Genomic DNA, 13787 nt, shown 5'->3' with positions numbered 1-13787 from the left:
GTAAAGCCTGAGTTTTTCACTTTGTGATGAAGCCCGTCTTGACGCCCTCGGGTCACCCGGACAGAAGCTAAGCCCATGAAGCTGGACGATTTCGATTTTCACCTGCCCGAAACGCTGATCGCGACCCGCCCCGCCCGGCCGCGTTCTTCGGCGCGGCTGCTGTTGGCGCAGGGCGATTCGATTCGCGACCTGCATGTGCGTGACCTGACCGACCTGCTGGGGCCGGGCGATCTGCTGGTGCTGAACGACACCAAGGTCATTCCGGCGCGGCTTAACGGCACCCGCGCGCGCCAGACCCCACAGGGAGAGGTGGTGGCAAAGGTCGAGGTCACGTTGCTGGAACCCACGCCCTTGGGCTGGAGGGCGCTGGCCAAGCCTTTGCGCAAGCTGAAGCCGGGCGAAGTGATCCGCTTTGGCGATACGCTGTCCGCCGAGGTCGCCGAGATCGCAGGGGGCGAACTGTCGCTGCGCTTCGACGCCACGGGCGCGGCTTTCGATGCCGCGCTGGCACAGGTGGGCGCCATGCCGCTGCCGCCCTATATCGCCGCCTTGCGCGCCCCGGATGACGCCGACCGCGAGGATTACCAGACCGTCTGGGCCCGCCGCTCGGGCGCCGTCGCCGCGCCGACCGCCAGCCTGCATTTCGACAGCGACCTGCTGGATCGGCTGGCCGCAAAAGGTGTGCGTTTCACCCATGTCACCCTGCATGTCGGCGCGGGCACCTTCCTGCCCGTCAAGGTCGAGGACGTGACCACCCACAAGATGCACGGCGAATGGGGCGAGGTCACGCCCGAGGCGGCCGAGGCCATCAACGCCACCCGAGCCTCGGGCGGGCGGGTGATCCCGGTCGGGACAACGGCGCTGCGGCTGATCGAATCGGCCGCCGCCGGGGACGGCACGGTCCAGCCGTTTTGCGGTGTGACTGAAATCTTCATCTATCCCGGCTATCGCTTTCGCGTGACCGATGCGCTGATGACCAATTTCCATCTGCCCAAATCAACGCTGCTGATGCTGGTCAGCGCCCTGATGGGACAGGACCGTATCCGCAGCATCTATCGCCATGCGGTGGAATCGGGCTATCGCTTCTTCAGTTATGGCGACGCCTCCCTGCTGATTCCAAAGGATCCGTAATGCTGACCGTGCTGCGTTCCACCTGGCCATTGCTGTTGGGCATTTTGCTGTTGATGGTCGGGAACGGGATGCAGGGCACGCTTCTGGGCATCCGCGGCAATATCGAGCATATTTCGACCACCCAGATGTCGGTGGTGATGTCCGCCTATTTCGGCGGCTTCCTGTTGGGTTCGCGCGTAGTGCCCGAACTGATCCGCAAGGTCGGCCACGTCCGGGTCTTTGCCGCGCTCGCCTCGCTGATCTCGTCGGTGCTGATCCTTTATGCGGCAGCTCCACATTGGATCGCGTGGTCGGCCCTGCGGCTGCTGATCGGCTTTTGCTTCTCGGGGGTCTATATCACCGCCGAAAGTTGGCTGAACGCAGGGACGACCAACGAAACCCGCGGCCAGGCCATGTCGGCCTATATGATCATGCAGATGCTGGGCATCATCTCGGCGCAAATCCTGATGAATACGGCCGACCCGGCCGGATACCTGCTTTTCGTCATCCCCTCGGTGCTGGTCAGCATCTCGTTCCTGCCGATCCTGCTTTCGACCCAGCCCGCCCCACAGTTCTCGACCCTGAAACGCATGAGCTTCGGCGACCTGTTCCGTGTCTCGCCGCTGGGTTGCATCGGTATTTTTCTGATGGGCGGGGTGTTTTCGGCACTTTTCGGCATGGCCTCGGTATGGGGCTCGACCGCCGGGCTTTCGGTGCGCGAGATCTCGGCCTTCGTCGCCGCGATCTATGCCGGCGGGCTGCTTTTGCAATATCCGATCGGCTGGCTGTCGGACCATCGCGACCGGCGCTTTATCGTGCTGGGGTTGTCGGCGCTTGGTGCTGCCGTCACCTTGGCGACTGTGACCCTGCAACCCGGCATCTGGGGGCTGTTGCTGGCGGCGGCGCTGATCGGCGGCGTGGCCAATCCGGTCTATTCGCTGCTGCTGGCCTATACCAACGACTTCCTCGATCAAAGCGACATGGCCGCCGCCTCCGCTGGGCTTTTGTTCATCAACGGAGTCGGCGCCATGGCAGGGCCGCTGATTACCGGCTGGCTGATGTCGCTGCTGGGCCCCGACGGATTCTGGATCTATATCGGTCTGCTGCTGGCGATGCTGACCTTCTATGCCGGCTGGCGGCGCACCCGCCGTCCGACGCCGATGCTGGACCAAAGCTTCGCGGTCATCGCGCCCTCGGCCACACCCGTTGCGGTCGAGGCGGCGCTGGAAACCGCCAGTTCCGATGACGGCGACAAACCAGCCTGAACGGCTTGCGATCACGGGCTGGCTCTGCAAGCATCCGATAAAACGGAGGGCAAAGCCATGACCGACACCACGACACCCGAGGAAATCAACCGCTTCTGGCTGGACGAGGTCGGCGAGAAAGGCTGGTATGTCCGGTCGGATGCCTTGGACGACACCATCCGGGACCGCTTCCTGCCTGCTTGGGAACGCGCCACCAAAATGGTTCCCGGCTGGGCCCAGACGCCCGAAGGCGCGCTGGCCGGATTGATCCTGACCGACCAGTTTCCACGCAACATGTTCCGTGAGGACGCGCGCGCCTTTGCCACGGACCCGCTGGCCCGCACCCTTGCACATGAGGCCATCGCCAACGGCTTTCACCTGCGCATCGAACCGCCCGCCCGCCAATTCGTCTATCTGCCCTTCGAACATTCCGAGGATCCGGCCGATCAGGACCGCGCGGTTGGCCTGTTTGCCGAGTTCATGCCGGGCGAAAACCTGCGCCATGCCGAGTTGCACCGCGACACGATCGCCAAATTCGGCCGCTTTCCGTGGCGCAACACGGCGCTGAAACGCGTGCCCACACCGGCGGAAATCCGCATCATGGAGGGCGGCGGCTATGGCGCGCTGGTCTCGGGCAAGCTGTCGCTTGCTGACTTCTAAGAAATGGTTTAACGCTGAACTATATTTTTTGACAGGGGGAAATCCATGGCGCAAAGCTTCGACATGGTGGTGATCGGTTCCGGCCCGGGCGGCTATGTCTGCGCCATCCGCGGCGCGCAGTTGGGGCTGAAGGTGGCCTGTATCGAGCGCGAGCACCTTGGCGGCATCTGCCTCAACTGGGGCTGCATCCCGACCAAGGCGCTTTTGCGCTCGGCCGAGGTCTTTCACCTCATGCACCGCGCCAAGGAATTCGGCCTATCCGCCGACAAGATCGGCTATGATCTGAACGCGGTCGTGCAGCGTTCGCGCGGCGTGGCGAAGCAACTCGCCGGCGGCGTCGGACACCTGCTGAAAAAGAACAAGGTCACGGTCATCATGGGCGAGGCGACGCTGACCGCCCCCGGCAAGATCAGCGTCAAAACCGACAAGGGCGCCGAGGAAGTCACTGCAAAGAACATCGTGATCGCCACCGGCGCCCGCGCCCGCGAACTGCCCGGGCTGGAGCCCGATGGCGATCTGGTCTGGAACTACAAACACGCCCTGCAACCCCCGCGCATGCCCAAGAAGTTGCTGGTGATCGGCTCAGGCGCCATCGGCATCGAATTCGCCAGCTTCTTCAATACGCTGGGCGCCGATACCACCGTGGTCGAGGTGATGGACCGTGTCCTGCCGGTCGAGGATGTCGAGATCTCGGGGCTGGCGAAAAAGCAATTCGTTAAGCAGGGCATGAAGATCATGGAAAAGGCTGCGGTCAAAAAACTTGACCGTGCCAAGGGGAAAGTCACCGCCCATATCGAGGTGGGCGGCAAGACCGAGACGCATGATTTCGACACGGTTATCTCGGCCGTGGGCATCGTCGGCAATGTGGAAAACCTTGGCCTCGAAAAGCTGGGGGTGAAAATCGACCGAACCCATGTCGTCACCGACGAATATTGCCGCACCGGCACCGCGGGACTCTACGCCATCGGCGATGTGGCCGGCGCGCCTTGGCTGGCGCATAAGGCCAGCCACGAAGGTGTGATGGTCGCTGAACTGATCGCGGGCGGCCATCCGCACCCCATCAAGCCGAACTCGATTCCCGGTTGCACCTATTGCAATCCGCAGGTCGCCTCAGTCGGCCTGACGGAAGAAAAGGCCAAGGCAGAAGGTTACGAGGTCAAGGTCGGCCGCTTCCCCTTCCTGGGCAATGGCAAGGCCATCGCGCTTGGCGAGCCCGAGGGGCTGGTCAAGACCGTCTTCGACGCCAAGACCGGCGAACTTCTTGGCGCCCATATGGTCGGCGCCGAAGTGACCGAGCTGATCCAAGGCTATGTCGTCGGCCGCACGCTGGAAACCACCGAAGCAGAACTGATGGAAACGGTCTTCCCCCATCCCACGCTTTCGGAAATGATGCACGAATCCGTGCTCTCTGCCTACGGACGTGCCATCCACTTCTGAACGGCAAAGGGGCCCCAAAGGCCCCCTGTTTCTTTCGTGCTTAAATATCCCCGCCGGAGGCAAGCTGCCTCCGGTCCAGTCATTTAAGGCTGGATCGGCATCCGGGCCTCGATCATGCCGGCATACCAGCTTGACCCAGCCGGAATCGCATTGTCGTCGAAATCATAGGCCGGGTGATGCACCATGGCCGTGTCGCCATTGCCGACAAAGATATAGGCCCCGGGACGTTTGTTCAGCATGTAGCTGAAATCCTCGCCCGCCATCAGCGGCTGCATCTCCATATTCACGTCGCCCGCCACCTGCCGCGCGACCTCTGCCGCGAAAACCGTAGCTTGGGGATGGTTCATGGTCACAGGATAACCGCGGTCATAGCTTACCTCTGCCACGGCGCCAAAGGCCGCAGCGACGTTGACCGCCACGCGGGTGACCCCCTCCTCCAACTGGTCACGGACCTCGGGGGCAAGGCTGCGTGCGGTGCCCTTCAGCTTCACCACCTGGGGGATGACGTTATGCGCGGTGGAATCGGTCTGGATCACACAGACCGACACGACCCCGCTTTTCAATGGATCGACATTGCGAGAGACGATGGATTGCAGCGCAACGATGATCTGCGCGGCGACCAGCGTGGTGTCGATCGCTTCATGCGGTTTGGCGGCATGCCCCCCTTTGCCAGTCACCACGATATCGAACTGATCGGCAGCCGCCATCATCGCACCTTCGCGGATCGCAAAGCTTCCCGTGGGATAGCCGGGCATATTGTGCATGCCGTAGAATTCCTGGATGCCCCAGCGTTCCACAAGCCCATCCTGAACCATGGCAAGACCGCCCGCCCCGCCCTCTTCCGCAGGCTGAAATATCACCACGGCGGTGCCGTCAAAGTTTCGGGTTTCGGCCAGATATTTGGCAGCCCCCAGCAGCATGGCGGTGTGGCCGTCATGCCCGCAGGCGTGCATGATCCCCGGAGTATCCGAGGCATATTCCGCGCCCGTCCGTTCATGGATCGGCAGGGCGTCCATGTCAGCCCGCAGACCGATGACCCTGCCCCCGGAATCGCTGCGGCCCTTGATGACACCGACCACGCCTGTACGGCCCACGCCCTCGACCACCTCGTCCACGCCAAAGCCGCGCAACAACTCTGCCACGCGACCCGCGGTGCGATGGACCTGATAATCCAGCTCGGGATTTTGGTGGAAGTCGCGGCGCCAGGCAGTGATTTCGGGAAGCAATTCGGCAAAGCGGTTCTTGACGGGCATGTGACGGTCTCCTTCAGGCCGCAGGTTACGCCTTTCGGCCCGCGCCGCAAGACCGCGTGACTGGCATCTCTGAATACCGGCCGGGGTGCTGTGCGGCACCGTCCTTGGGGTATTTGGACAACGAAGAAGTGCTTGCAATACCCAGACTCGGCGGGCCGTGAATGTGGTCAGAGGGCGCGGGTGAGCATTGCGAGCTCCGCGCGTGGCAGGATCAGAAGCATCGGGCCGTCGCATTCCAGCGTGACCGGCCCCGTGGCCTGGTTCGAGGTGCCACTGCGGCTGGCAGGAGCAAAGCGAAGATCGTCGATGGGCCATTTCAGCCCGGTCGAACGGCCGGTTGCCGGCCCCATCGGGAACAGCGACACCCGGGTTCCTGGCGCAAGGTTCAGAAAAATATGGGATGGGGCGAGCGTGATCACGTCCTCGCCCGCGATCAGCAGGCAGGGCGGGCCGATGCGGCGGGCAAGCACGCTGAGTGCCGCCAGAAAATGGTCGTAACGGGCGCCCGAAAAACCCAGACCGATTACGAAGGGTGCGTCCAGATGGGACAGGCATTTTTCGAAGTCGGTGCTGTCCTGTTCGGCGATGGGATGCTGGTTTTCCGGCGCGATCCCGGCCCGGGCACGGGCAGAGATGCTGTCGAAGTCGCCCCAGACCGCAGCGGGCATCAATCCATAGCTTAGCGCCGTGTCAGCACCACTGTCGGCGGCAACCACCACCGGCGCCAGCGCCAGCGCCTGATCCAGATCAGCCTTGCTTACCGGCGCACCGCCGATCAGCGTGACCGGACGAGCGCTGGTAAGCCTGCTCATTCGCCCTTGCCGATTCCGGTGAATATCTTGCGGAACGGCAGCACCCAGAGGAGGCCCAGTCCCACATAGACCGCAACCTCGATCAGGATTGGCTGCCGGCCCCAGGTCCGGTCCATCCAGTTCACCAGCGTCACCGCCACCACGATATAGATCGGCAACCAGATCAGCAGGATCACCAGCGACCAGCGTTTGCGCGACTTCAGGTCCATGTCAGTCTGCAAAGGGATCGGTTACAAGGATAGTGTCGTCGCGCTCGGGGCTGGTCGAGAGCAGGGCCACGGGGCACTGGATCAACTCTTCGATGCGGCGGACATATTTGACCGCGTTGGCAGGCAGGTCAGCCCAACTACGCGCGCCTTGCGTCGATTCCTGCCAGCCCTCCATCTCTTCATAGACAGGCTTCACCCGGGTTTGCAGTGCAGCGGCGGTGGGCAGATGATCGTAATGCTGACCGTCCACCTCGTAGCCGATGCAGATCTTCAGCGTCTGGAAACCATCCAGCACGTCCAGCTTGGTCAGCGCGATGCCATTCATGCCGGAAATGGCGCAGGTCTGGCGCACCAGCACCGCATCGAACCAGCCGCAGCGGCGCTTGCGGCCGGTGACGGTGCCGAATTCATGACCGCGTTCGCCCAGACGTTGGCCGTCTGCGTCGTCCAGTTCGGTCGGGAACGGGCCTTCGCCGACGCGGGTAGTATAGGCTTTGACGATGCCCAGCACGAAACCGATGGCCGAGGGGCCAACCCCGGTCCCCGTCGCCGCCATGCCCGACATGGTGGTCGATGAGGTCACATAGGGGTAGGTGCCGAAGTCGATGTCGAGCAGGCTGCCCTGCGCACCCTCGAACAGAATGCGTTTGCCCGATTTGCGGGCATCGTTCATCTTTTTCCAGACCGGCTGGGCGTATTGCAACAGCTTCGGCGCAATATCCAACAGCTTTTTACGCAGTTCCGCCCGATCAATGGACTTGGCGCCCAAGCCCTGACGCAAGGCGTCGTGATGCGCCAGCAGCCGGTCGAGGCGCGAGTCCAGCGTTTCCGCATCACCAAGATCCGCGACCCGGATACTGCGGCGGCCGACCTTGTCCTCATAGGCCGGGCCGATGCCGCGGCCGGTCGTGCCGATCTTGGAAGCGCCGGCCGCCTCTTCGCGCAATTGGTCGAGGTCCTGATGCAGTGGCAGGATCAGCGGGGTATTTTCCGCAATCATCAGATTTTCGGGCGAGATCTCGACCCCTTGTGCGGCAAGCTTGTCGATTTCCGAAAACAGCGCCCAAGGGTCCAGCACCACACCGTTGCCGATAACCGCCATCTTGCCCTTGCGCACGATGCCCGAGGGCAGGAGCGACAGCTTGAACACCTGATTGCCGATGACCAGCGTGTGGCCGGCATTATGGCCGCCCTGAAAGCGCGCGATCACATCGGCGCGTTCCGACAGCCAGTCAACGATCTTGCCCTTGCCTTCGTCGCCCCATTGCGCGCCGACGACCACCACATTGGCCATGTTGGATCCCTCTTGCGATCATAAATGCCGCCAACCGTATAATGGCCGAAGCCCTTGGGGGAAAGCGCATTCCGTCCTGCGGACAAATTGGGCAGGGTGGACGCGCTTCCGGACAAGGCGGAAATTGACCCCCGAGGCAGTTCTGCATCATGCAGAAACCACAGGGCCTGAGTTGTTGTCGCTTGCGGGATGCGACTGCAGAATATGGCCGTGGTCCCAATGGGACGCATGTCGAAACTGGGGTCGGCGGCCTTTCCCCGGATTTTTCTTTTTAAAAAATGACTTGGGTGGTCGCCGCAATGCAGCATTGCAAAAGGAGCCATGGCTTTACGGGCAAAATGACCTATATTGCCATGAAGGGAGGGAACCATTCGCCAACACCGAAAGGGTTTCCAGTGGCTAACATTTCAACCAATATCCTCTCGCCCCGCCTGCCCGCACTGTTCGACGGCTTTCGCAAGTGGCTTTCGCGCGGAACCGAGGCTTATATCGCGAAACAGTCGCGCCGCGCCGAAATTGAGGCGCTGGAGGCAAAGTCCGACGCCGAACTGGCCCGGATGGGCCTGACCCGCGACCGGATTGTGCATTACGTCTTTAGCGACCGAATCTGGTTCTGACCGCCCAGGGGCGCAAGAAATGCGCCCCCTGATCCTCTGGTCGATGCACCGGTCTCGGGTCGTAAGGTTGCAAAGTCTCAGGCGGGGTTCTCTTCGACGATCACAAGGTCGCGCTCTGCTGCATTCCTGGCATGTTCAAGCGCTGCCTGATATTCGGCCGAGCGGTAACAGGTCACCGCATCCTCGACGCTGGGAAAGCGCGCCACCACATTGCGGGCGCGTTCGTTGCCTTCTAACTGCACATAACGCGAACCGCGGGCGAGGAAGACCCCGCCATGCGCGGCAATCGCCGGCCCGGCGAGTTGGGCGTAGCGACCATAACTCTCGGGGTCAGTGACATTCACATGGGCGATCCAGAGCGCTGTCATTATTTCTCTCCGATCAGGATTTCGATGGCGGAAATTGCACTGTCTGCCGCAACGAGGCTGGGCGCCCCGCCCTGAGCCCGGTCCGGACGGCCCCCGCCGCCTTTGCCCCCCAATGCCGCAGTCGCAGCCTGCACAAGCTCGACGGCACTGATTCGCGCGGTCAGATCGGGGGTAACACCCGCAGCCACGGTTGCCTTACCGTCGGCCTCGGCCAGCACCACCACGGCCCCTGAACCGAGACGCGATTTCATCTCGTCGACGAGCGGGCCCAGTTCCTTGCCAGACACCCCCTCAACCCGGCGGGCAATCAGCTTGATGCCATTGATTTCCTTTGGTTTGTCGTCTGAACCGCCGCCCATGGCCAGTTGGCGCTTGAGCTGCGCCAGTTCATTGGCCAGAGCTTTGCGTTCATCGGCAAGTGCGCGGACCTTGTTTACAACATCACCGGCCTGCGCTTTGACGATCCCCGCAATTTCGGACAGATCACCATCCAAGCGTCGCAACGCATCCATCGCGGCTTGGCCGGTCAAGGCTTCGATCCTTCGGATACCGGCAGCCGAGGCGGTTTCCGAGGTCAGGGCAAACATGCCAATGTCGCCGGTACGCGCGACATGGGTGCCTCCGCAAAGCTCCAACGAATAGGTTTCGCCGCCGGTGCCTTTACCCGAGCCCGGCAGATCGCCCATCGAAACCACCCGGACCTCGTCGCCATATTTCTCACCAAATAGGGCCTGAGCGCCCAAGGCGCGGGCATCATCCGGCGTCATGATCCGCGTTTCAACGGCAGTATTCTGGCGAATAAAATCATTCACTTCACGCTCTACCCCGGCCAATTCCTCAGGCGTCATAGCCTTGGCATGGCTGAAGTCGAACCGCAGCCGGTCGGGGGCGTTCAGACTGCCGCGCTGCGCGACATGCTCGCCCAAGGCGCGACGCAGCGCTTCGTGCAGCAGATGCGTGGCCGAGTGATTTGCCCGGATCGCGGTGCGTCGGTCATGATCGACGGAGAGTTGCGCGCCCTGCCCGCACTGGATGGTGCCCAGTGTCACCTCGGCAATGTGAATGAAGACGCCGCCGGTTTTCCGCGTGTCTGTTACCCTTGCCGCGCCGGTTTCGGTTTTGATAAGGCCGGTATCCCCGACCTGGCCGCCGGATTCGGCATAAAACGGCGTCTGGTTCACGACGACTTGCACCGCCTGCCCTTCGCCCGCCTCTTTGACGGCCGCACCGTCCTGCACGAGAGCGAGGATCTGACCCTCGCTAACCTCGGTATCATAGCCCAGAAACTCTGTTATGCCGTGCTGCTCGGCAATATCGAACCAGATCGCCGCGTCCTTGGTTTCGCCCGAGCCGGCCCAGGCGGCGCGTGCCTTGGCCTTTTGTTCGGCCATCGCCGAGTCGAAACCAGCGGTATCGACCGCGCGATCCTTTTCCCGCAGTGCGTCCTGTGTCAGATCCAGCGGAAAACCGTAGGTGTCGTAAAGTTTGAAGGCCGCTTCGCCCGGCAGGTTCGCGCCCTCGGGCAGTTTCGCAAGCTCATCATCCAGCAGGCGCAGCCCCCGGTCCAGCGTCTGCTTGAACCGCGTTTCCTCAAGCTTCAGCGTCTCCTCGATCAGCGGCTGCGCACGCCCGAGTTCGGGATACGCCGCGCCCATTTCGCGGACCAAAGCAGGCACCAGACGATGCATCACCGGGTCCTTTGCGCCCAGCATATGCGCATGACGCATGGCGCGGCGCATGATCCGGCGCAGCACATAGCCGCGCCCCTCATTCGAGGGCATCACGCCATCCGCGATCAGAAAGCTGGTCGAACGCAAATGGTCGGCAATGACGCGGTGATGCACCTTGCCGGGACCGTCGGGATCGCTGGAGGTCGCATGCGCGCTGGCCTCGATCAGGCTGCGCATCAGGTCAGTGTCATAGTTGTCGTGCTTGCCCTGCAAGAGCGCGCCGATCCGCTCCAGCCCCATGCCGGTGTCGATGGACTGCATGTCCAAGGCCCGCATGGATCCGTCCTCGAACTGCTCGTTCTGCATGAAGACGAGGTTCCAGATTTCGATGAAGCGATCACCATCCTCGTCCGGTGAACCGGGCGGTCCGCCCCATATCTTGTCACCGTGGTCATAGAAAATTTCGGTACAGGGGCCACAGGGACCGGTCGGACCCATCTGCCAAAAGTTGTCGCTGGTCGGGATACGGATGATGCGATCGTCCGATAAGCCCGCGACCTTCTTCCAGATGTTCGCCGCCTCGTCATCGGTGTGATAAACAGTAACCAGCAGCTTATCCTTGGGGATGCCGAAATCTTTGGTCAGCAACTCCCATGCAAAGGGAATGGCGCCTTCCTTGAAATAGTCTCCGAAGCTGAAATTTCCCAGCATTTCAAAGAAAGTATGGTGCCGCGCCGTATAACCTACATTGTCGAGGTCATTATGTTTTCCGCCCGCACGCACGCATTTCTGCGCCGTGGTGGCACGCTTGTAATCGCGTGTCTCGACCCCGGTGAACAGATTCTTGAACTGCACCATCCCCGAATTGGTGAACATCAACGTCGGGTCGTTACGGGGAACAAGCGGGCTCGACTCGACGACACGATGGCCGTTACGGTCGAAGAAGTTCAGGAAAGTTGAGCGTACGTCATTCAAGCTGGGCATATGGGGCCTTCGTCGCAAAGCGGTCTTCCGGCCAGAGCCGGTTTGCCGCCCGGTCTAGCCCCAGCCTTGGCGGCTGTCCAGCAATCCTGCATGGTCATAAGCGCAAGGAGGAGCCTTCCCTGTCAGCACCTTGGAGAAACACTAAGGACGACCGAGTAATGCCGCCGGGCCGACGGACGCGTAGCGCTGTCCCGCGCACCACGCCGAGCCCGACCAAAGGTCAATCTTCGGTCATTACCTCGTCGCTGTCCTCGGAAGAACCGAAATCCAGTCCGTGACTGGCCCGGATCTTGTCCTCAATCGTATAGGCGATTTCAGGATGATCGCGCAGATACTGCTTGGCATTCTCGCGGCCCTGACCGATACGCTCGTCGCCATAGGAATACCACGAGCCGGACTTGTCGACCACGCCCGCCTTGATGCCCAAATCGATCAGCTCGCCGACCTTCGAAATACCTTCGCCATATGTGATATCGAATTCGACCTGACGAAACGGCGGGGCGACCTTATTCTTGACCACCTTCACGCGGGTAGCGTTCCCGATCACCTCATCCCGATCCTTGATGGAACCGATGCGACGAATATCCAGGCGAACCGAAGCGTAGAACTTCAAGGCATTGCCGCCGGTTGTCGTCTCGGGACTACCGAACATCACGCCGATCTTCATGCGGATCTGGTTGATAAAAATCACCATGCAGTTTGACCGCCCGATGCTGGCCGTCAGCTTGCGCATGGCTTGGCTCATCAGCCGGGCCTGACTGCCCATCTGCATGTCGCCCATATCGCCCTCGATCTCGGACTTGGGCGTCAGCGCCGCCACCGAATCGATCACGACCAGACTGACCGCGCCCGAACGCACCAAGGTATCGACGATCTCAAGCGCCTGCTCGCCCGTGTCGGGCTGACTGATCAGCAACTCGTCCAGATTGACGCCCAGCTTCTTGGCATATTGCGGGTCCAGCGCATGTTCGGCATCGACGAAGGCGCAAACGCCCCCCTTTTTTTGTTCCTCTGCTACGACATGCAGCGTCAGAGTGGTCTTGCCCGAACTTTCTGGTCCAAAGATCTCGATGATCCTGCCTTTGGGCAGGCCGCCGATCCCCAACGCAATATCAAGCCCAAGCGATCCGGTCGAGGTCGACTCGATCTCGGCCACCGGATTATCAGCGCCCAGCTTCATGATGGAGCCCTTGCCGAACTGCCGTTCAATCTGGGCCAGTGCGCTGTCCAGCGCCTTCTGCTTATCTGCGGATCGCTTGTCGTTCATGTCGAAAAGTGTTGCCCCTGCCATGCGGTCCTCATGCTTATTTCATACCCCGCCATCCGGGGCAATCAGCGCCCGTCCGCCATTTTGTTCACGGGTTGTTCCTATTTGCGCTTGCTTGCACCAAAATGCAAGCCTTGGTTCACGAATCGGAAGATGTTTACCGCCTCATGTTGCCGCAAAAGGATTAAGAAACGGTTTACAGTCGCAACACGAGTGGCTATCCCGGCGCGCGTGCCGCAATGGCTGAAAGTTTCAGGAATGCTGATATTCTGGGAGAAGCGGCTGGTCTTCCTCGCGACGCCGAAGGCTGGATCCACCGCGATAGAATCCGCACTCGAACCCCTTGCCAATGTCGCCGTCCAACGTCCGGCTGAATTGAAACACGCCAATCTTCGTACCTATCGACAGCATGTCGAGCCTTGGCTTCATTCGGTCACTGGAGAGAAATTTTTGACCATCGCGCTGATGCGCGAACCGATTGAATGGTTGCGCAGCTGGTATCGCTTTCGCCTCCGTGACGATGTCGAGGATCCCAGTCACGCCATGATCGGTCTCAGCTTCGCGGATTTTGCGCAAGCTTATACCGATCCCGAAGGTCCAGAGATAGCACATGTCGGCGCCCAAGCGGACTTTCTGACCACCGAGGCTGACCGTGTCGACTGTATCTTTCGATATGAAAACATGGATACATTTACCCATTTTCTTGAGGATCGGCTCGATTGCGCGATCAGCTTGCCCCGCGTGAATGTACCGCCAGCTGTCGATGTCAGCTTGGATGCCCAACAGGAAACCGTGCTGCGCAACATCATGGCACAAGATTTTTCCCTTTACGATTCGCTCTGACCCAAGCCGTGCGACAGAG

Annotated in this window: 13 protein-coding genes; 6 read left to right on the top strand and 7 right to left on the bottom strand. The window is 61.3% G+C overall.

Features of this window, described 5'->3' with window-relative positions; genetic code table 11:
• The first annotated feature begins 75 nt into the window (after positions 1 to 75).
• Genes queA through lpdA form a run of 4 tightly spaced genes read left to right on the top strand, consistent with a single transcriptional unit; the run spans position 76 to position 4451 of the window.
• Positions 76 to 1131: a tRNA preQ1(34) S-adenosylmethionine ribosyltransferase-isomerase QueA gene (gene queA, locus JWJ88_RS02220; RefSeq protein WP_205294494.1), complete on the top strand. Its 1056-nt coding sequence runs from the start codon at positions 76 to 78 to the stop codon at positions 1129 to 1131.
• Positions 1131 to 2375 (top strand): MFS transporter, encoded by a 1245-nt coding sequence (locus JWJ88_RS02215; RefSeq protein WP_205294493.1) that lies wholly within the window; start codon positions 1131 to 1133, stop codon positions 2373 to 2375. The genes queA and JWJ88_RS02215 overlap by 1 nt, the downstream gene beginning before the upstream one ends.
• Positions 2376 to 2432: 57 nt before the next feature.
• Positions 2433 to 3014: a DUF924 family protein gene (locus JWJ88_RS02210; RefSeq protein ID WP_205294492.1), complete on the top strand. Its 582-nt coding sequence runs from the start codon at positions 2433 to 2435 to the stop codon at positions 3012 to 3014.
• A 45-nt stretch (positions 3015 to 3059) separates the two neighbouring features.
• The gene (gene lpdA / locus JWJ88_RS02205) at positions 3060 to 4451 is read left to right on the top strand and encodes a dihydrolipoyl dehydrogenase (RefSeq protein ID WP_205294491.1); all 1392 of its coding nucleotides are present in this window, start codon (positions 3060 to 3062) and stop codon (positions 4449 to 4451) included.
• A gap of 83 nt (positions 4452 to 4534) precedes the next feature.
• Here the strand turns inward: lpdA and JWJ88_RS02200 are convergent, their stop codons facing one another.
• The 4 genes from JWJ88_RS02200 to JWJ88_RS02185 all read right to left on the bottom strand — a co-directional run bounded on the left by JWJ88_RS02200 (position 4535) and on the right by JWJ88_RS02185 (position 8019).
• Complete coding sequence (locus JWJ88_RS02200; protein ID WP_205294490.1) at positions 4535 to 5704, bottom strand: M20 aminoacylase family protein; 1170 nt, start codon at positions 5702 to 5704, stop codon at positions 4535 to 4537.
• Positions 5705 to 5871: 167 nt separating this feature from the next.
• Positions 5872 to 6516 carry a thiamine diphosphokinase gene (locus JWJ88_RS02195; protein WP_205294489.1) on the bottom strand — a complete coding sequence of 215 codons (645 nt, stop codon included), beginning with the start codon at positions 6514 to 6516 and terminating at the stop codon, positions 5872 to 5874.
• On the bottom strand, positions 6513 to 6725 hold the full coding sequence (locus JWJ88_RS02190; protein WP_205294488.1) for a DUF2842 domain-containing protein: 213 nt from the start codon (positions 6723 to 6725) through the stop codon (positions 6513 to 6515). Before JWJ88_RS02190 ends, JWJ88_RS02195 begins: the two co-directional genes overlap by 4 nt.
• A gap of 1 nt (position 6726) precedes the next feature.
• Entirely contained in the window at positions 6727 to 8019 is a 1293-nt protein-coding gene (locus JWJ88_RS02185; RefSeq protein ID WP_205294487.1) for an adenylosuccinate synthase, read from the bottom strand.
• Between the two features lie 395 nt (positions 8020 to 8414).
• Here JWJ88_RS02185 and JWJ88_RS02180 point away from each other — a divergent pair, with 395 nt between their 5' ends.
• Positions 8415 to 8636, top strand: a complete 222-nt coding sequence (locus JWJ88_RS02180; protein WP_205294486.1) for a hypothetical protein — start codon at positions 8415 to 8417, stop codon at positions 8634 to 8636.
• A gap of 77 nt (positions 8637 to 8713) precedes the next feature.
• Here JWJ88_RS02180 and JWJ88_RS02175 read toward each other — a convergent pair whose 3' ends face one another.
• From JWJ88_RS02175 to recA, 3 genes are all read right to left on the bottom strand, one after another.
• On the bottom strand, positions 8714 to 9004 hold the full coding sequence (locus tag JWJ88_RS02175; protein ID WP_205294485.1) for a DUF1330 domain-containing protein: 291 nt from the start codon (positions 9002 to 9004) through the stop codon (positions 8714 to 8716).
• Positions 9004 to 11658, bottom strand: a complete 2655-nt coding sequence (alaS, locus tag JWJ88_RS02170; protein ID WP_205294484.1) for an alanine--tRNA ligase — start codon at positions 11656 to 11658, stop codon at positions 9004 to 9006. Before alaS ends, JWJ88_RS02175 begins: the two co-directional genes overlap by 1 nt.
• 220 nt (positions 11659 to 11878) lie before the next feature.
• On the bottom strand, positions 11879 to 12949 hold the full coding sequence (gene recA, locus JWJ88_RS02165; protein ID WP_205294483.1) for a recombinase RecA: 1071 nt from the start codon (positions 12947 to 12949) through the stop codon (positions 11879 to 11881).
• A gap of 234 nt (positions 12950 to 13183) precedes the next feature.
• Here recA and JWJ88_RS02160 point away from each other — a divergent pair, with 234 nt between their 5' ends.
• Entirely contained in the window at positions 13184 to 13768 is a 585-nt protein-coding gene (locus JWJ88_RS02160) for a sulfotransferase family 2 domain-containing protein (RefSeq protein ID WP_205295096.1), read from the top strand.
• The last annotated feature ends 19 nt before the right edge of the window (positions 13769 to 13787 follow it).

The sequence above is a fragment of the Paracoccus methylovorus genome (genome assembly GCF_016919705.1).
Taxonomy (GTDB): Bacteria; Pseudomonadota; Alphaproteobacteria; order Rhodobacterales; family Rhodobacteraceae; genus Paracoccus; species Paracoccus methylovorus.
This window is presented reverse-complemented; position numbering and strand designations above follow the sequence as displayed.

Bases quoted from the DNA above. Each gene is read 5' to 3' on its own strand.
- JWJ88_RS02195 (WP_205294489.1), bottom strand. From the start codon at position 6,516: ATGAGCAGGCTTACCAGCGCTCGTCCGGTCACGCTGATCGGCGGTGCG.
- recA (WP_205294483.1), bottom strand. From the start codon at position 12,949: ATGGCAGGGGCAACACTTTTCGACATGAACGACAAGCGATCCGCAGAT.
- JWJ88_RS02175 (WP_205294485.1), bottom strand. From the start codon at position 9,004: ATGACAGCGCTCTGGATCGCCCATGTGAATGTCACTGACCCCGAGAGT.
- JWJ88_RS02190 (WP_205294488.1), bottom strand. From the start codon at position 6,725: ATGGACCTGAAGTCGCGCAAACGCTGGTCGCTGGTGATCCTGCTGATC.
- JWJ88_RS02200 (WP_205294490.1), bottom strand. From the start codon at position 5,704: ATGCCCGTCAAGAACCGCTTTGCCGAATTGCTTCCCGAAATCACTGCC.
- JWJ88_RS02160 (WP_205295096.1), top strand. From the start codon at position 13,184: ATGCTGATATTCTGGGAGAAGCGGCTGGTCTTCCTCGCGACGCCGAAG.
- JWJ88_RS02210 (WP_205294492.1), top strand. From the start codon at position 2,433: ATGACCGACACCACGACACCCGAGGAAATCAACCGCTTCTGGCTGGAC.
- JWJ88_RS02215 (WP_205294493.1), top strand. From the start codon at position 1,131: ATGCTGACCGTGCTGCGTTCCACCTGGCCATTGCTGTTGGGCATTTTG.
- lpdA (WP_205294491.1), top strand. From the start codon at position 3,060: ATGGCGCAAAGCTTCGACATGGTGGTGATCGGTTCCGGCCCGGGCGGC.
- queA (WP_205294494.1), top strand. From the start codon at position 76: ATGAAGCTGGACGATTTCGATTTTCACCTGCCCGAAACGCTGATCGCG.
- alaS (WP_205294484.1), bottom strand. From the start codon at position 11,658: ATGCCCAGCTTGAATGACGTACGCTCAACTTTCCTGAACTTCTTCGAC.
- JWJ88_RS02185 (WP_205294487.1), bottom strand. From the start codon at position 8,019: ATGGCCAATGTGGTGGTCGTCGGCGCGCAATGGGGCGACGAAGGCAAG.